Genomic DNA, 16,657 nt, shown 5'->3' with positions numbered 1-16,657 from the left:
CCCCCTTTTCCACAGATCGACAGCAGGAGACCTTGATGGCAGCTATCACCCGCAGAGATCTTCTTGCCCTCACCACACTCGCGGCGGCCGGCGCCGGCCTCGCCGGTTGCTCCCGGATTCCCGGACTGGGCGGCGACGCGGCCGGGTCTGGGGAGGCGCTCGGCCGGCCGCTGGACGGTGCGCGCACCCTGGTCGCGTACTTCTCGTTGCCGCTGACCGACAACCCGGACGGGATGAACTCCGACGAGGAGAACAGCACGCACGTCGTCGATGGCAAGGTTCTCGGCAACACGCAGTACGTCGCGCAGCTCATCGGGGCCCGTACCGGTGCCGAGCTGTTCCGGATCGAGACGGCGCAGCCCCTTCCGCTCGACTTCGGTGTCCTGGAGAAGCAGGCGCTGCAGGAGCAGGAATCCGGCACCCGGCCCGAGCTCAAGGCCCTGATCCCGAATCTCGGCGACTACGACACGGTGTTCGTCGGCTACCCGATCTACTGGTACGACCTGCCGATGCCGCTCTACACGTTCCTGGAAGGACACGACTTCAACGGGAAGACGATCATCCCGTTCACCACGCACGGCGGCAGCCGGCTGTCCGGGACGGTCGAGAGAATCGCCGAGAAGCTCGCCAAGTCGACGGTCTCCGGCAACGCGTTCACGATCTCGCGCGACGACATGGACAGTGCCCCGGACGAGGTCGGCACCTGGCTCGACAGCCTCGGCGCCGCATGACCGCCAGGGTGAAAGCGATCGTGCTGGTCACCGTCGCGGTGGCGGTGCTGGCGGCACTGGCCTACGTCAACCTGCAGCATGCGATTCAGAGAGCGATGTAGAGGTGCTGCGCAAACTGCTGTTCTGGTCGGTGGCGTTCATGTTCCCGCTGCCGCTGGTGTTGACCTATGACGCGCTGGCGCGCGAACCCGAGCAACTGCGGTTCTACATCACCCTGGGATTCACCGCTTATGCCTGGTGGCTGCTGGCGATCCTGCTCAGCGTCCGGCCGCCGTGGCTGGAGCGTCTGGTCGGGCTGCCGTCGATCTACGGGTTGCACGGCATGCTCGGAATCTTCGCGATCGTGCTGGCCTACGTGCACCGGGACAACTCGTACTCGGGCAGCCGGCTGGCGATCCTGCTGGGCGACTGGAGTTTCTACGCCGCCGTCGGCGTGTTCTGTTTCTCGGTGTTCTTCCTCAGCGGCTGGCTGGTCGACCGGGTACGGCTGCTGCTGACCGCCAAACGGCTGCTGGAGAGGGTGTTCCGCCACCAGCTGTCGGTATGGGTGCACCGGCTGAACCTGGTGATCGTCGCGATGATCTGGCTCCACGCGCACCTGTTGGTGCGGGTGAACCAGTACTTCGCGTTCATGATGCTGCTCGACCTGTACACGGTCGCGGTCCTGAGCATCTACGCGTGGAAGAAGTGGATCGCCCCGGACACCTACCTGACGGCGACGGTGGTCAGCAACGAGGCACGCGGCGCATCGACGCGTCGACTGTCGATGGATCTCGATCACCCCAGCGTCGGCATCCGGCCCGGCGACTTCTTCTTCCTGCGCTTCGAGGGCACGCCCGCCGTACGCCGGGAATGGCATCCGTTCTCGGTGACCGACGACGATCAGAAGACCTTGAGCTTCACGATCCGGCAGCACGGCGATTTCACCGGCAGCCTCACCGGCGTCGCCCCGGGGACCCGGGTACGGCTGGAAGGGCCGTTCGGCCGCTTCGAATCGATTGTCCGGAAACAGGACGCGAACGCACCCCTGGTGTTCCTCGGGATGGGCGCGGGTGTCGCACCGCTGCTGAGCTTGGCGGCCGCCCACCACACGACCCGCGAGATCCACGTGCTCTGGGCGGTGCGCGACCAGCAGGACGCGTACTACCGCGACGTCCTCGCCCGGTACCAGGAGTCCTCGGGTGGCCGCATGCGGGTGACCACCCAGGTAGGACGGTTCCGGCGCGGTGACCTCACCGACCTGCTCCCGGCAGCGGCGGTCAGCAACGGGGCCTTCTTCATCGTCGGCCCCAATCCCGCCGTTCTGGCGAACCAGCGGCTGCTCCGGCGAATCGGTGTCTCATCGCGACGCATTCATCAGGAAAGACTGACGATGTGATTTCTAAACCTGCTGAAGGGTCACTGCTCTTACTCCTTTCAGCAGTGACTCCCTGACGGCCCGGAAAACGGATTGGATTAAAAGATGGCGCATTCAATGTCGAACAACAACAGTCGTCGCCGTTTCCTGCTGGGTAGTGCCGGACTCGCCGCGACCCCGCTGATCGCCGGGATGGCAGGCTGCTCCTCCGACGAACAGGCGTCAGCGGCCGACCGCAGTGCCTCGCCCGCAGCAGGCGGCGCGGGCGGGGGCACCGCCACCGCGGCGGTCACGCTGTCGAGCCGTCGCCGGCTCGGCGAGCTGGAGGTGTCCAGCCTCGGCCTCGGCTGCCAGACCATGCCGGGAGCCCTCTACGGGCCGGTCAGCAGCCGCGCTGACATGATCACGATCATCCGCACCGCCGTCGACCAGGGCGTCACCCTCTTCGACACCGCCGAGGTCTACGGGCCGCTGGAATCCGAACGCATCGTCGGGGAGGCGCTGGAGGCCGTCCGCGACCAGGTCGTGATCGCCACGAAATTCGGCTTCGAGGTCAACCCGGACACCGGCGAGCGCGGCGGCATCAACAGCCGGCCCGAGCACATCAAGCAGTCCGTCGACGGCATGCTGCAGCGCCTGCGCACCGACCACATCGACCTGCTCTACCAGCACCGCGTCGACCCGTCGGTGCCGATCGAGGACGTCGCCGGAGCGGTCAAGGAACTGATCACCGCGGGGAAGGTCCGGCACTGGGGTCTGTCCGAGCCGGGCCTGCAGACGATCCGCCGGGCCCACGCGGTGCAGCCACTGACCGCGATCCAGAACCAGTACAACCTCCTCGCCCGTGACCCGGAGAAGCAGGTCCTGCCGTTGTGCGAGGAACTCGGGATCGGATTCGTGCCGTGGGCGCCGTTGTCGTACGGGTTCACCACCGGCGCCATCAACCCCTACACCCGGTTCACCCAGGGCGATTTCCGGACCGGTGTGCCGCAGTTCTCCCGCGAGAACATGACGTCCAACATGGCCGTGGTGCAGCTGCTGCAGGACTGGGGTGTGCGCAAGGGCGTCACCCCGGCACAGCTGTCGCTGGCCTGGCTGCAGGCGCAGAAGCCGTGGATCGTGCCGATCCCGAGCGCCACCCGGACCCTGCACCTGTTGGAGAACATCGGTGCCGAAGAGGTCACCTTCGCCGGTGACGAGCTGCAGGAGTTCACCACTGCCCTGAACGCCATCACCATCGCGGGGGAGCGGCTTCCGGCTCAGGTTCTGGCCGGCACCGGCGTCGAGGCGCCGATGCCCTGATCGTCAGCAGGCGGGAGGGGGGTAATGACAGGGGCCCCCTCCTGCCTCGCCGGCTCCCTAGCCTGGGATTCGTGGACAATCGCAGCGAGATCCGGGATTTCATGGTCTCCCGCCGGGCGCGGATCACCCCGCAGGCGGTGGACCTGCCGGCGGACGGTATCCGCCGGGTTCCCGGGCTGCGGCGCTCCGAGGTGGCCAGGCTTGCCGGCGTCAGCATCGAGTACTACACCCGCTTGGAACGCGGCAACCTCACCGGAGTCTCCGACAGCGTTCTCAACGCTGTCGCCCGGGCGTTGCGCCTCGACGACGTCGAACGCGCCCACCTGGCCGAACTCGCTCGCAACAACGGCCCGGCGGCCCGCCACCGGCGTCCGAAAAACCACCATGGGGTACGCCCGAACCTGCAGCGCATGCTCGACGCGCTCCACGGCGCACCCGGATTCGTGCTCAACGGACGCTCGGACCTGGTGGCTGCCAACACCCTCGGCCGGGCCTTGTTCGCCCCGCTGTACGAGCGTGCCGAGACCCCCAACCATGCTCGCTTCGTGTTCCTCGATCCCCGATCCGGGCAGTTCTGGACCGACTGGGAGCGGGTCGCCGACGACAGTGTGGCCCTGCTGCACGTGCAGGCCGCCCGGCATCCGTATGACAAGGCCTTGACCGCGTTGGTGGGGGAGTTGAGCACGCGCAGCGGCCCGTTTCGCACCCGCTGGGCGCGGCACGACGTGCGCGCACACACCACCGGCACCAAACGCGTGAACCACCCCGTGGCAGGCCCGCTCGAGCTGACCTTCGAGGTGCTGACGCCGGCCGCCGACGACGACCAGGCACTGGTCGTCTACGGCGCCGAGCCGGGCAGCGCCTCAGCCGACGGCCTGCGGCTGCTCGCCGGCTGGGCAGCGGCCCAGGGCGAGCAGCCCACTGAACTCGACCATGCTGACGGCTAGGAACCCGCGCTGCCTTCCGCCTCAGCTGAACCCCTGCGGGCGCGCGGCCTGAATCCCGTTGGGCGCCCGGGTGGCCGGGTCGTTTCGCTGTTCGGCGACGGACGCCCGGCTCACCGCGCCGAGGATGAGCAGCGCGCCGGCCGCGATCGCTGCGCAGGTGAGAAAGACGCCGCTGTATCCGAGGCTGGTGGCGGAGCCGGCACTGATGATCGCTCCGGCGACGATCGCGCCGATCCGGCGAGTGTTGACGTACAGGCCGGAGGCAAGGCCCGGGCGGGCGACGATGTCCTGGAACAGGGTCAAGCCGACGCCCGCTATCGCGGCGAAGAACCAGGCGTTGAGTACCTGCAGCCCGAGCAGCGTCACCGGGCCCTGGGCGTACGCCATGGCGAGGTAATAGACGATGCCGGCCAGACAGCCGGACGCGATGAGCCGCAACGCCGGAATCCGGCTGCTCAGCCGTCCGATGATCAGCAGCGCGGGGATCTCCAGAGCCGCGGCGGCGCCCAGCGCGATGCCGGCCCACGCCACGTCGAGCCGCATCCGGTCGGTGACGAACAACGTCATGATCGAGACGACCGCGCCGTTGGTGGCCTGCAGAGCGACGAAGACGACCATGATCGTGGCAACCCGGCCGCGGGAGACCTGCGTCCGATCGTCCCCGCCGACCTCGGGTGCCGGCGGCGGCCCGTCGGTGCGGAGCATCGCTGTCGTCGCGGCGATGGTGAGAACGGCGACCGCCGCGAGCAGCACCAGGACCGCCCGGGGCCCGGATCCGGTGAGGACAAAGGCGGCCAGCGGTGGCCCGGCCACCCAGGCGACCGAGACGACGGCCCGGGTACGCACCACCTCGCCGGCGGCGGCCCCGCTGTGCTTGAGGTGCGCGAACAGCAACGAGGTGCCGACGCCTGCGGGCCCGCCGAGCACCACTAGAGCACATACCGCGACCGGCAACGACGTGGTCAGCGCCAGCGCACCGGCCAGCGCCAGGGTGAGGATCGCGCAGGCGAGCATCGGACGCACGTACTCCTGCCGCCGGTCGGCGTACCCGGGAAGCAGGAGCGAAGCGGCGAAGCCGCTGGCGTTGTAGACCGCGAGCGCGCCGCCGACCTGAGCCGCGGTGGCGTCGAAGACGCCGACGAGCAGCACCGCCAGCACCGGGTTGAGCAGGGCGAACTGGAGGCCCCACAGCAGCGCGGCGGACGGGACGAGCAGCCGGCGCAGGTGTGCGCTCAGGTCGCCGGGATCGTGACGCCGGCCTGGGTTGCCGCCCACGTGGCCAGCAGTTCCAGGCCGTCGCCGGACGGGGTGCCCGCCTCGGCGGAATAGGTCAGGAGGGTCAGTTCCTCGTCGCCGGCCATCGCGAACCCCTCGTAGGTCAGCTCCAGTTCACCGATGGCCGGGTGCCGGAACCGCTTCGTGCCGTGCCGGTGCACGTAGACGTCCTGTGAGGCCCACCAGCCGCGGAACGGCACGCTGCGCATCGACAGCTCACCGATCAGGTTGATCAGCTGCTGATCGTCGGGGTTCTGCGCGGCGGCGATGCGCAGCGCGGCGACGGCCGACTGGGCGACCTGAGCCCAGTCCGGATAGAACGCCTGGGCGTGCGGGTTCAGGAAACTGAACCGCATCGAGTTCACCGGCCCTGCCGTGCCGGCGGTGAACATCGGCGCGTACAGCGCCAGACCCAGCGGGTTCGCGGCCAGGATGTCGAACCGGTGGTTGCGCAGGAACGCGGGCACCCCGGTCATCGAGTCGAGCACCCGGCGCACGGCCGGGCGGATCCCGGGCACCTTGTCGCGGCGGACCCGGGCGCGGGCCGGCGTAGGCCCGGATGCGCGGGCGAGGTGGTGCAGGTGCGTGGTCTCGGTGTCGTCGAGCCGCAGCGCACGGGCGATGGCTTCCAGGACGCTGTCGGAGGCTCCGGCGAGGTTGCCGCGTTCCATCCGGGTGTAGTACTCGACGCTGACCCCGGCGAGGGCGGCGACCTCACCGCGGCGCAGCCCGGAGACACGGCGGCTGCCGTACGCGGGGATCCCGGCCTGCTCCGGGCTGACCTTCGCCCGGCGGGAGGTGAGGAACGCCCGTACCTCTTCGCGGTTGTCCATGAACCCAGGTTAGGCATTCCATCCGGCAGGAGGGGGTCCCTGCCGGTACCCCTTAGAACCGTGCCTCCCTACCAGCCGTCGCTGAGGGTTTGCTGAAACCATGTTCGACACGCTCACCAGCCCCGCCGCCGCGGGCACAGCACCGGCACAGCGGCCCCGCGCATCACTGGCGGTGGCGATGCTCGGCTTCGCCGTCGTCACCCTCGACACGCAGGTCGTCAACGTCGCGCTGCCCGACATCAGCGCCGACCTCGGTGGCGCCCTGTCCGGGCTGCAGTGGGTCGTCACCGGGTACACGCTGATGTTCTCCGCGCTGCTGCTGTTCGCCGGGACGTTCTCCGACCGGATCGGGGCGCGTCGTGCGTACGGAATCGGCATGATGGTTTTCGTGGTGGCCTCCGTGGTCTGCGGATTCGCGCCGAGCCTGGGCTGGCTGGTGGCGGCGCGCGTGGTGCAGGGCATCGGCGCCGCGCTGGTCACACCGACATCGCTGGCCCTGATCCGGGCCGCTTATCAGGAACCCGCCGCCCGGGCCCGCGCGATCGCCTACTGGGCCATGGGCGGATCGATCGCGGCGGCTGCCGGTCCGGTGCTCGGTGGAGCGCTCGCCGAGCTCGACTGGCGGCTGATCTTCTTCCTCAACCTGCCGGTCGGTGTGGCCGCGGTGCTGGTGCTACGCCGCGCCGCGGACTCACCCCGTACCGTCGTGCCGTTTGATGTGACCGGGCAGATCGCTGCGGTGCTCGCGCTCGGCGGGTTGACCTTCGCGGTCATCGAGGGCGGCGAACTCGGGTACGCCAGCCCTGCGATCATCGCCGGGTTCGTGGTCGCCCTCGGCGCCGCCGCGGTGTTCCTGATCGCCCAGGCCCGCGGCCGGCACCCGATGGTGCCGCTGGACCTGTTCCGCTCCCGGACCGTCAGCGTCGCTCTCGCGGTCGGATTCATCAACATGGTCGGCTTCTACGGCGTCGTGTTCTTGCAAAGCCTCTACTTCCAGCAGCAACGGGGTGCGTCACCGCTGCTCACCGGCCTGTTGTTCCTGCCGATGACCGGCCTGGTCGCGCTCTTCAACCCCCTTGCGGCCCGCACCGCCCACCGGTTCGGCGCCGCCGCGACGATCATCGGCGGTCAGCTGGTGATGGTCACCGGGCTGCTCGGCCTGGTGCTCCTGCCCGTCGACGCCCCGATCTGGCTGGTCGCCACCGTCATGGTGCCGGTCGGAGTCGGTGGTTCGTTCACCGTGCCGCCGACGACCGCGCTGATCCTCGACAGCGTCCCGTCACACCGTGCCGGAACCGCCAGTGGCGTCTTCAACACGTTCCGCCAGATGGGCGGCTCGCTCGGCGTCGCTGCCTTCGGCGCCGTCGTGGCCGGACAGGCCACCTTCCGGTCCGGCCTGCACATCAGCCTCACCGTCACCGCCGTCCTCATCGCACTCACCGCTGCGGCGAGCACGCTCCTGACTCGGAAGGAAAGCTAATGCGCGCCACCCTCTACGGCGGCCCCGGCGACATCACCGTCGGCGAACGCCCCGACCCACGGCTGCGGACACCCGGCGACGCGATCGTGCGCGTCACCCTCGGCTGTGTCTGCGGCTCCGACCTCTGGTACTACCGCGGCGTCAACCCGCATGCGCTGGGCCCGATCGGCCACGAGTTCATCGGCGTGATCGAGCAGGCCGGCGCCGACGTCACCGGCTTGAAACCCGGAGACCTGGTCGTCGCGCCGTTCACCTTCTGCGACGGCACCTGTGCCAACTGCGCCGCCGGATGGACCGGGAACTGCCTGAACGGCGGCTCGTTCGGCAACCACGGCGTCGACGGTGGCCAGGGCGAGTACGTCCGCGTGCCGTTCGCCGACGCGACTCTGGTCAAGGTGCCCGGCAGCGGCCACTCCGACGCGGTGATGAAATCCCTGGTGGCACTCTCCGACGTGATGTGCACCGGCCACCACGCCGCTGTCAGTGCCGGAGTCAAGCCTGGTGACACCGTCGCGGTCGTCGGGGACGGCGCGGTCGGGCTGTGCGGGGTGATCGCCGCCAAGCGACTCGGTGCCGAGCGGATCATCTCGTTGAGCCGCAACCCGGTCCGGCAGGCCCTCGCGCGTGAGTTCGGGGCGACCGACGTGCTCACCGAACGCGGCGACGACGCCATCAAACTGATCATGGAGATGACCGGGGGCATCGGCGTCGACGCCGCCCTGGAGTGCGTGGGCACCGGCGAGTCCATGGCGACTGCGTTCGGCGTGGCCCGGGTCGGCGCTGTCGTCGGCGCGGTCGGTGTGCCGCACGATTCGCTGGTTCCGTTGCAGACCGTCATCTTCCGCAACGTCGGCCTGCGCGGCGGGATCGCCCCGGCCCGTCGTTACATCCCCGAACTGCTCGACGACGTCCTGGCCGGGCGGATCAATCCCGGCCTGGTCCTGGACTACGAGACCGATCTGGACGGCATCGGCGACGCGTACGCCGCGATGCTGGAACGGCGCGCCACCAAGTCGCTCGTCCGGGTCGGCGCCGGTGTGCAGGGCGCGATGTGAGCATCAGCACCGACCACACCGGGCCTGACGCCGCGCCCCGACGTTTGCCGGCATGTGACCGGGTAGTCGAAGGCAAAGACCGAAGCCGGAGAGGGCTCCGTCGTGGGGCATGAAGCGCACAAGGTCACCATCTGATTGCTCCCCCGACCGTGATTTCTCCACAGCGAGAGGAAAAGCCGTGCACACCCTGACTCTGAACAATGGCCTCCCGATCCCGGCCATCGGCCTCGGGGTCTTCCAGACCCCGCCCGACGAGACCCGAGACGCCGTCCTGGCCGCCCTGTCGACCGGGTACCGGCACATCGACACCGCCGCCGCTTACGGCAACGAGCGGGAAGTGGGCGAGGCGATCGCCAAGTCCGGCATCGACCGCTCCGAGATCTTCATCGAGACCAAGATCTGGATCAGCGACTACGGATACGACGAGACGCTGCACGGCTTCGAGAAGAGCACCGCGAAGCTCGGCGTCGACCAGCTCGACCTGCTGATCCTGCACCAGGCCCTGCCGTCGGACTTCGACAAGACCCTGCAGGCGTACCGGGCCCTGGAGACGCTCCTCAAAGACGGCAAGGTCCGGGCCATCGGGGTCAGCAACTTCATGGTGGAGCACCTCACCGCCCTGCTCAACACGGCCACCGTGGTGCCGGCGGTCAACCAGATCGAGGTGCACCCGTACTTCGCCCAGCGTGAGGTGCAGGAACTCGGTGCCAAGCACAACATCCTCACCCAGGCGTGGTCGCCGATCGGCGGCATCACCTTCTACCGCGACAGCGAGCACACCAGCACCCTGCAGGACCCGGTGATCGGCGAGATCGCCACCGCGCACGGCAAGAGCCCGGCGCAGGTGATGCTGCGCTGGCACCTGCAGCAGGGCCGCCAGGTCATCCCGAAGTCGACCAAGCCGGCACGCATCGCCGAGAACTTCGACGTCTTCGACTTCGACCTGACCATCGAGCAGCTCGCCGCAATCGACAGCCTGGACACCGGCAAGCGCGGCGGCCCCGAGCCCGAGGCCATCACCCTGGAGACGTTCGGCCGGGCGATCCCCGAAGCCTGATCCGTCTCCCACGCGAAAACCACCAAACCGGAGGACCAATCATGCGTACGGCCACACTCGGCGACCTCGAGGTTTCCCGCATCGGACTCGGCGCGATGGGGATGTCCCACGGATACACCGGCTCCGGCAGTGATGACGCCGAGTCGATCCGCACCATCCACCGTGCCCTCGAACTCGGGGTCACCCTGATCGACACCGCGGAGATCTACGGCCCCTACATCAACGAGGAGCTCGTCGGCAAAGCGTTACAGGGCCGCCGCGACCAGGTCGTCCTGGCCACCAAGTTCGGCCTCGTCTCCCATGCCGGCGACGGCCCGTGGAACGTCGACAGCAGCCCGGACAACATCCGCACCGCCGTCGAAGGGTCACTGAAACGTCTCGGTACCGACCACATCGACCTGTACTACCAGCACCGCGTCGACCCGGGCACCCCGATCGAGGACACCATGGGCGCCCTCGCCGACCTGGTGAAACAGGGCAAGATCCGGTACATCGGGCTCTCCGAGGCCTGGATCGACACCGTCCGCCGCGCGCACGCCGTGCACCCGGTCACCGCGCTGCAGTCGGAGTACTCACTGTGGACCCGCGACCAGGAGGAGATCCTGCCGGTACTGCGCGAGCTCGGCATCGGCCTGGTGGCGTACTCGCCGCTCGGCAAAGGCTTCCTCACCGGCGCGCTGCGCACCCCGGCCGACATCGAAGCCCTCGACGACAGCGACTTCCGCAAGACCAGCCCGCGCTTCATCGGCGAGAACTTCCAGCGCAACGTACGCATCGCCGACGAGGTGAAGGCCGTCGCCGACGAAGCCGGCGCCACCCCCGCCCAGGTGGGCCTGGCCTGGCTGCTGACCAAGGGCGACGACATCGTGCCCATTCCCGGCACCAAGCGGGTGAGCCGCGTGGAGGAAAACTCCGGGGCGGACGCGGTCACTCTCACACCTGCGCAGATCGCCACCCTCGACGCGCTGCCGGTGGCCGAGGGCGGCCACCACACCGACGAACAGATGCAGATGATCGAACGCTGAACCCACGCGGGCGGACGGTCCTGGTGGACCGGCCGCCCGCAGGCTCCTCAGATCTAAAAGAACAATGGGATCGAGCGGAAGAACTGCCGGTACACCGACTCCAGATCGTGGCCGCCGTCGGGATCTTCGGTGTAGCGCAGGTTGCCGTCGTCGAAGCTGTCCGGCAGCTCTCTCATCTCGCGGATCTGCGGCTCCATCTGATATTTCGTGCCATCGTTCGATCCGACGGACGCCGCGATCAGATAGTCGTCGCGCTGATAGCCGGAGCCGCGGGCGACCTTGTCGAGGTGGGCGGCGGTCTCCTCCGGAGCGGAGGCCCCGCCAGAGTCCTGGATCACCCAGCTGTCGCCGGCCATCGGCATGAAGTACTTGACGTAGTCGAGGCTGTCGATGAAGGCGTACCAGGTCGTCACGGCGCCCATCGAGAACCCGCCGAAGGCACGATGCTCCCGCGAGGCGGTGAAGCCCGCGGCGTCGGTCGTCGGCGCGTATGTGCGATAACGGCCCTCGACAGCCGGCATCAGGTCGTTCTCCAGTTCGACGGGGAACGCCCGGTCCAGTTCCCCGGCATAGTGCAGGTCGAGGCTGGCGTTGCCGTCCGGGTAGAACGTCGGGGTCACGACGATCGTGGGCCGCATCTGCCGCTCCTCGATCATGTGGTCGAGGATGTTCTTCAACGCTGACGACTCACCGGCGCCGCCGAAGAAGCTCTCGGCGCCCATGCCCGCGCCGTGCATCAGGTACAGGATGTCGTACCGGGTGGCCTGGTCCTGCTCGTCGTACCCGGCCGGCAGATAGACGAGAGCGCGTTTGTCGATCGTCGCGTTGTCGTACCGCGTCTTGTAATCGACGCGGACCACTTCCCCCTGCTCCTGTGCCGACGTGCTCTGGAAACGGCTGAGCACGTCGGCTTCCGGAGCGCTGACGGGTTTCTCATCGCCGTCACGGGCCAGTGGAATGGCGACCAGCAGGCCCGCCACGACGACGACGCCCAGTGTCAGCAACGTCCGCGGTCTCATCACAGGTTCTCCCTACCGAGGTCGTGTTCCGGTTCAGGAAACCCGAAATCGGCGCGGCGAGGGAGTTGAGGCTGAAAGGGGTAATGGCAGGGCACCCCAAGAAAAGCGATCAGTAACCCACGGTGAAACGGGCCCGGTGGTGTGCCGGCTTCTCGATCTCGTCGGCGAACGCGATGGCGTAGTCCGCCCCGGAGATGTCGGACTTGCCGGCGGCGTCGGTGACCAGGACGTCGCCGCCGAGCCGGTAGGTGCCGGTGCGCTCGCCCGGGTTGTAGGAGCCGAAGGCGCCGGCCGGGCTGACGTAGAACCAGTCGACCGCGGTACCTGAACTCTTCAGCGCGTCGAGGACCCGGGCGTGGGCCTCGGCCTCGGGCCGGTACTCGTCCGGGAAGCCGGCGTCGAGCACACGCGGGCCGCCCTCGGCGACGAGCAGGCTGCCCGCGCCGCCGACCACACCGAGACGGGCGCCCGCTGCCGCCGCCGCGTCCAGCAGCGCGGGTACGGCCGACTCGAGGTCCGGCTCGTCGGCGTTGCGGGCGTGGATGGCGACCACGATGACGTCCGCGCCCTGCACCGTCTCGGTGAGGAACGCCGGGTCGTAGAGGGAGCCGCCGCGCACGTCGAGGCGTTCCCGCGGGGTGACCTTGCTGGTGTCGCGGGCGACACCGACAACGGTGTGGCCACGGTCGAGCAGCTCGCTGGTGATGTTGCCGCCGGCGTAACCGGTGACGCCGAGGACGACGATGGTGGACATGGTTGCTTCTTTCTCCGGGGATCGGTCTTACCAGGTCAAAGCTATGGTCTTCGACGGCGCCGGCCCGGGTATCCTGACGACCGATGATGGTCAAAAACCGACAGGATGCCGGGGCCGGCATTCCGCAGGTCGGTTTCGCCGCTCCGGCCGGCACACCACCGGGACTTGAAGTGATCCCCATGGGCAGCCTGCGCGAGCGGGCCCGGATCCGGATGGGCGACGGCGCGTTCACCCGGCCGCACCGCCCGACCTTCCATCACCTGATGACCCTCACCCAGGGCACTCTGCGGCACACCGTCGACTTCACCGAATACGCGCTCGAGCCCGGCGCGTGGCTCTGGGTGCGGCCGGGCCAGGTGCACCAGTGGGGCGACCTCACCGGGGTGGAGGGCACCCTCCTGCTGTTCGAGCAGGGTTTCCTGGACCCGGCGACCGCTGCCGCCGCCCGCGTCGACGACCCGCACGCCGGGGTCGTCCAGATCCCGGCCGGTGCGGATCGCGAGGCGTTGGACACGGCTGCCGCGCAGGTGGAGCGGCATTTCCTGTCTCTCGGCCGGCTGCCGCTGGACGCTCACCTCGCGGTCCTGCGTCACCTGCTCGCCGTCGTCGTGCTCAACCTCGCGCATCTGACGAATGCGGCCGGCAACCCCGTGCCCGAGCCCGGTGAGGCGTTCGTGCGGTTCCGTGCAGCCGTGGAGCGGAACTTCGCCCGCACCCGCCGGCTCGACGACTACGCGAAGATGCTCGGGTACTCGGCGCGTACCCTCTCGCGAGCTTGTCTCGCTGACGCGGGCATCGGTGCCAAGGAGTTCATCGACGGCCGGGTGCTCCTGGAGGCCAAGCGGATGCTCGCGCACGGCGAGCAGCCCGCGTCCAGGATCGCGGCGAATCTCGGCTTCTCCAGCGCCACCAATTTCAGCAAATTCTTTCACCAGCGCACCGCAACGTCGCCGATCGTCTTCCGCGCCGCTGTTCGCGGGCATACCGGTACAAGGCACTGAAAACAGCTTCGGCCGCGACCGTGTGATCAACACCAGTTCGAAAGCGCAATGCCCGTGGGGGTTCCTGACAGTGCCTCCCTTCTCTCATGCGCATTCGCATAGGCTGCGTAGGGACCTTTCTGAATTGCATTCGTGGCATTTCTGGGATTGTTTTTAGACCCGAATTCGAAATGGTCGTGAAACAAAACGACTTTACGTTTCCGGTGCGATCGATGTGGCTCGCCGCCCCCATCAGACGCCCGGCGACGAGCCCGTTTCCGATGGCTCGCCGCCCGGCATTCGTACCGAGGAATCCCTCTTGACGCAAAAGCTTCGAAAAGTAGTACCCGTCGCCGTCGCTGCCTCACTTGTCGCGGTCGGCCTCTCCACAGCACCGGCCTCCGCGTACAGCAGCGTCAGCACCGGTCAGAGCGACCAGTGGAACGTCAACGACGCCGCCATCCCGGGCCTGGACACCGGCAGCGTGCGCAGCACCACCGCCAACGCCCTGCTCGGTTACGGCGGTATCAGACTGCGAGTCGCCGGCGGGTCCGGCCTTCTCAACGGCGCTCTGCTGCGTGGGTTCGGGCTGACGTACGACGGCGCCGAGACCTTCTCCAGCAAGCATGCGGTCGTCATCAACGGCGTGGCAGTCCAGCGTGAACTCACCATCGACCGTGCCGACAGTTACGGCCGGTTCTTCGACACGTTCACCAATACCACCCGCAAGCCCATCAGCGTGAGCGTGGCTTTCGGCGGGCAGCTCGGATACAACACCGGCACCAACCAGAGCGCCATCGCCACGACATCCTCGGGCGACACGCGCATCAACCGCGTGGACGGCTGGGCGAGCTGGTACACGCCGTCGGCCGGCGCCGGATCGGCCAGCACCAACGGGCCGTCCGCGACCACCATCGGCACGCCGGGTTACGCCGGCAGCTTGGAGCGGACGGGCAACTTCCTGCGGGATCCGTTCGCCAACCCGCTGCCCACCTCCGGTGACGAGGCCAACCACCCCGCCCTGCTCAACCGGATGGTTCTGCAGCCGGGGCAGAGCCGGTCCGTGGCGCACTTCGTCGTCACCGGCCTGTCCGAGACGCGCAACGTCCCCGGGGGTACCAGCGCACCCGCCGCGGGTTCTCAGGTCGCCGCGGTGCAGGCCACGGCCGCGGCGCTCACCGCGAAACCGGACTTCGGCGGCCTGTCGGCCGCGGAGATCTGCTCACTGGAGAACTACGACCCGTCGGCGCTGGCGAAGGCCGCCGGAGTCCGCGGAAACGTCTGTGCCGCCTCCCGTGCGAAGCGCCTGCCCGGTGCCGTGACAGCCCCGGTGACCCAGCCGACAGTGAAGACCACGTCCTCGTACGATGTGGTCGGTAAGACGATCGTCCAGCTCAAGGCCGACATGGCCGCCGGCCGGACCACCACGCAGCAGGTCGTGCGGGCCTATCTGGACCGCATCGCCGCTTACGACCAGGGACCGCTCGGGCTGCACTCGGTGCTGGCCGTCGCCCCGGACGCGATGGCGCAGGCCAAGGCCGCCGACCGGGCCCGCAAGACCGGTGACAAGCGTCCGCTGCTCGGTATCCCGATCATGGTGAAGGACATCATCGACACCAAGGACATGCCGACCACCGGCGGTTCTCTGGTCTTCGACGGTTACCGTCCCACCAAGGACGCCTGGCAGGTCGCCAAGCTGCGCGAAGCCGGTGCGATCATCCTCGGCAAGGCGAACCTGTCCGAGTTCGCCAACAGCGGCTACTTCAGTGAGAGTGCGTACGGGCAGGTCTGGAACGCCTTCGACCCGTCGCGCAGCCCGATCGGTTCCAGCGGCGGATCCGCTGTGGCGGTCGCGTCGAGTTTCGCGGCGGCGTCGCTCGGCAGCCAGACCGGTGACTCGCTGTGGGGTCCCTCGGGTGCGGCCAGCCTCGTCTCGCTGCGCGGCACCGACGGCATGCAGAGCAGCGACGGCGCCATGCCGCTGACCGTGGTCCAGGACTACGTGGGCGTCATCTCGCAGTCCCCGGCCGACCAGGCGTTGCTGCTCAACGCGGTCGCCGTCGGCAACCCCGAAGACGCGCTCGACGACGTGGCCGACGGTCAGCGCCCCCGCGACTGGACGCGCTATCTGGACGGCAAGGCGCTCAAGGGCGTGGTGATCGGTGTCCCGGCGGATGCGTTCACCGACCCGTTCGGCACCACCGAGACCAGTGCCGCGCTGCGCGCCAAGTTCGCCGCCTTCCGCAAGGCAGGCGCGACGATCAAGGAGATCACCGCGGCCCCGGCCGCTCCGGCGCGGACCTACACCGGTGACACCGGATATGAGGGGTGGCGGCAGTGGGTCGCCGCGCACCCGGACAACCCGTACCCGACGGCCGAGCAGATCATCACCAGTCCGCTGCGGCTGCCGTACAACGTCCGCAGCAGCTACACCGGTACCGGCGCGATGACGCCGGAGAATCTCGCGGCGATGCAGACGTGGCGGGCCTCGTACCGTCAGGTCCTCGCGGACTGGATGGACGAGCAGGGCGTCGACACGGTGCTCTACCCGACCGAGCTCAGCGACATCCACCTCAACGACTCGAGCGGCAACAGCTTCGGCCGCCGTGACCCGCAGTCGTCGGCTTCCGGCGTACCGACGGTGATCTTCCCGGCCGGGGTCAACGCCCACGGCCAGCCGGTCGGCTTCCAGCTGCAGGGCAAACAGTTCCAAGACCCCGAACTTCTTGGGTACGCCTACGCGTTCGAGAAGATCGCCAAGGGCCGGGTTCTGCCCGCCATCACGCCGGCGCTGCGTGCCCACCGGTAAGCACGGGTGACGCGGAAGGTCAGCGCGCAGCGC

Annotated in this window: 14 protein-coding genes; 10 read left to right on the top strand and 4 right to left on the bottom strand. The window is 68.6% G+C overall.

All coding sequences use genetic code 11. The features are described 5' to 3' along the window. Positions 1 to 35 precede the first annotated feature (35 nt). From B0I29_RS33805 to B0I29_RS33790, 4 genes are all read left to right on the top strand, one after another. A complete protein-coding gene (locus B0I29_RS33805) occupies positions 36 to 731 on the top strand; it encodes a flavodoxin (protein WP_111653197.1) in 696 nt (231 codons plus the stop codon). A gap of 103 nt (positions 732 to 834) precedes the next feature. Beyond that, positions 835 to 2,109: an FAD-binding oxidoreductase gene (locus B0I29_RS33800; RefSeq protein WP_220091493.1), complete on the top strand. Its 1,275-nt coding sequence runs from the start codon at positions 835 to 837 to the stop codon at positions 2,107 to 2,109. An 84-nt stretch (positions 2,110 to 2,193) separates the two neighbouring features. Beyond that, the gene (locus B0I29_RS33795) at positions 2,194 to 3,390 is read left to right on the top strand and encodes an aldo/keto reductase (protein WP_111653196.1); all 1,197 of its coding nucleotides are present in this window, start codon (positions 2,194 to 2,196) and stop codon (positions 3,388 to 3,390) included. A gap of 71 nt (positions 3,391 to 3,461) precedes the next feature. Then, positions 3,462 to 4,337 carry a helix-turn-helix transcriptional regulator gene (locus B0I29_RS33790; protein WP_111653195.1) on the top strand — a complete coding sequence of 292 codons (876 nt, stop codon included), beginning with the start codon at positions 3,462 to 3,464 and terminating at the stop codon, positions 4,335 to 4,337. 21 nt (positions 4,338 to 4,358) lie between these two features. Here the strand turns inward: B0I29_RS33790 and B0I29_RS33785 are convergent, their stop codons facing one another. Together B0I29_RS33785 and B0I29_RS33780 are read right to left on the bottom strand one after the other, a co-directional pair. Further along, positions 4,359 to 5,612 carry an MFS transporter gene (locus tag B0I29_RS33785; RefSeq protein ID WP_220091492.1) on the bottom strand — a complete coding sequence of 418 codons (1,254 nt, stop codon included), beginning with the start codon at positions 5,610 to 5,612 and terminating at the stop codon, positions 4,359 to 4,361. Next, positions 5,570 to 6,445, bottom strand: coding sequence for a helix-turn-helix transcriptional regulator (locus B0I29_RS33780; RefSeq protein ID WP_111653194.1), 876 nt, complete (start codon positions 6,443 to 6,445; stop codon positions 5,570 to 5,572). Before B0I29_RS33780 ends, B0I29_RS33785 begins: the two co-directional genes overlap by 43 nt. Positions 6,446 to 6,545: 100 nt before the next feature. On the opposite strand from B0I29_RS33780, the gene B0I29_RS33775 reads away from it, so the two are divergent. From B0I29_RS33775 to B0I29_RS33760, 4 genes are all read left to right on the top strand, one after another. Beyond that, a complete protein-coding gene (locus tag B0I29_RS33775) occupies positions 6,546 to 7,925 on the top strand; it encodes a DHA2 family efflux MFS transporter permease subunit (RefSeq protein ID WP_111653193.1) in 1,380 nt (459 codons plus the stop codon). Then, positions 7,925 to 8,980, top strand: a complete 1,056-nt coding sequence (locus B0I29_RS33770) for a zinc-binding dehydrogenase (protein WP_111653192.1) — start codon at positions 7,925 to 7,927, stop codon at positions 8,978 to 8,980. The genes B0I29_RS33775 and B0I29_RS33770 overlap by 1 nt, the downstream gene beginning before the upstream one ends. A gap of 178 nt (positions 8,981 to 9,158) precedes the next feature. Further along, on the top strand, positions 9,159 to 10,037 hold the full coding sequence (locus tag B0I29_RS33765) for an aldo/keto reductase (RefSeq protein ID WP_245972957.1): 879 nt from the start codon (positions 9,159 to 9,161) through the stop codon (positions 10,035 to 10,037). A 41-nt stretch (positions 10,038 to 10,078) separates the two neighbouring features. Continuing rightward, on the top strand, positions 10,079 to 11,062 hold the full coding sequence (locus tag B0I29_RS33760; RefSeq protein WP_111653190.1) for an aldo/keto reductase: 984 nt from the start codon (positions 10,079 to 10,081) through the stop codon (positions 11,060 to 11,062). Positions 11,063 to 11,115: 53 nt separating this feature from the next. On the opposite strand, the gene B0I29_RS33755 is transcribed toward B0I29_RS33760, so the two are convergent. Both B0I29_RS33755 and B0I29_RS33750 read right to left on the bottom strand, forming a co-directional pair. Further along, positions 11,116 to 12,081: an alpha/beta hydrolase gene (locus B0I29_RS33755; RefSeq protein ID WP_111653189.1), complete on the bottom strand. Its 966-nt coding sequence runs from the start codon at positions 12,079 to 12,081 to the stop codon at positions 11,116 to 11,118. A gap of 109 nt (positions 12,082 to 12,190) precedes the next feature. Further along, positions 12,191 to 12,835: an NAD(P)-dependent oxidoreductase gene (locus B0I29_RS33750; RefSeq protein WP_111653188.1), complete on the bottom strand. Its 645-nt coding sequence runs from the start codon at positions 12,833 to 12,835 to the stop codon at positions 12,191 to 12,193. Between the two features lie 83 nt (positions 12,836 to 12,918). On the opposite strand from B0I29_RS33750, the gene B0I29_RS33745 reads away from it, so the two are divergent. Then, positions 12,919 to 13,836: a helix-turn-helix domain-containing protein gene (locus tag B0I29_RS33745; protein WP_245972954.1), complete on the top strand. Its 918-nt coding sequence runs from the start codon at positions 12,919 to 12,921 to the stop codon at positions 13,834 to 13,836. 298 nt (positions 13,837 to 14,134) lie between these two features. Further along, positions 14,135 to 16,624, top strand: coding sequence for an amidase (locus B0I29_RS33740; RefSeq protein WP_111653187.1), 2,490 nt, complete (start codon positions 14,135 to 14,137; stop codon positions 16,622 to 16,624). Positions 16,625 to 16,657 lie beyond the last annotated feature (33 nt).

The sequence above is a fragment of the Actinoplanes lutulentus genome, from assembly GCF_003259845.1.
In the GTDB taxonomy this organism is placed as follows: Bacteria; Actinomycetota; Actinomycetes; order Mycobacteriales; family Micromonosporaceae; genus Actinoplanes; species Actinoplanes lutulentus.
This window is presented reverse-complemented; position numbering and strand designations above follow the sequence as displayed.

What these genes read in the sequence shown, in the direction of transcription:
- B0I29_RS33805 (WP_111653197.1), top strand. Translation starts at nt 36, where the DNA reads ATGGCAGCTATCACCCGCAGAGATCTTCTTGCCCTCACCACACTCGCG.
- B0I29_RS33795 (WP_111653196.1), top strand. Translation starts at nt 2,194, where the DNA reads ATGGCGCATTCAATGTCGAACAACAACAGTCGTCGCCGTTTCCTGCTG.
- B0I29_RS33780 (WP_111653194.1), bottom strand. Translation starts at nt 6,445, where the DNA reads ATGGACAACCGCGAAGAGGTACGGGCGTTCCTCACCTCCCGCCGGGCG.
- B0I29_RS33775 (WP_111653193.1), top strand. Translation starts at nt 6,546, where the DNA reads ATGTTCGACACGCTCACCAGCCCCGCCGCCGCGGGCACAGCACCGGCA.
- B0I29_RS33770 (WP_111653192.1), top strand. Translation starts at nt 7,925, where the DNA reads ATGCGCGCCACCCTCTACGGCGGCCCCGGCGACATCACCGTCGGCGAA.
- B0I29_RS33760 (WP_111653190.1), top strand. Translation starts at nt 10,079, where the DNA reads ATGCGTACGGCCACACTCGGCGACCTCGAGGTTTCCCGCATCGGACTC.
- B0I29_RS33755 (WP_111653189.1), bottom strand. Translation starts at nt 12,081, where the DNA reads ATGAGACCGCGGACGTTGCTGACACTGGGCGTCGTCGTCGTGGCGGGC.
- B0I29_RS33750 (WP_111653188.1), bottom strand. Translation starts at nt 12,835, where the DNA reads ATGTCCACCATCGTCGTCCTCGGCGTCACCGGTTACGCCGGCGGCAAC.
- B0I29_RS33745 (WP_245972954.1), top strand. Translation starts at nt 12,919, where the DNA reads ATGATGGTCAAAAACCGACAGGATGCCGGGGCCGGCATTCCGCAGGTC.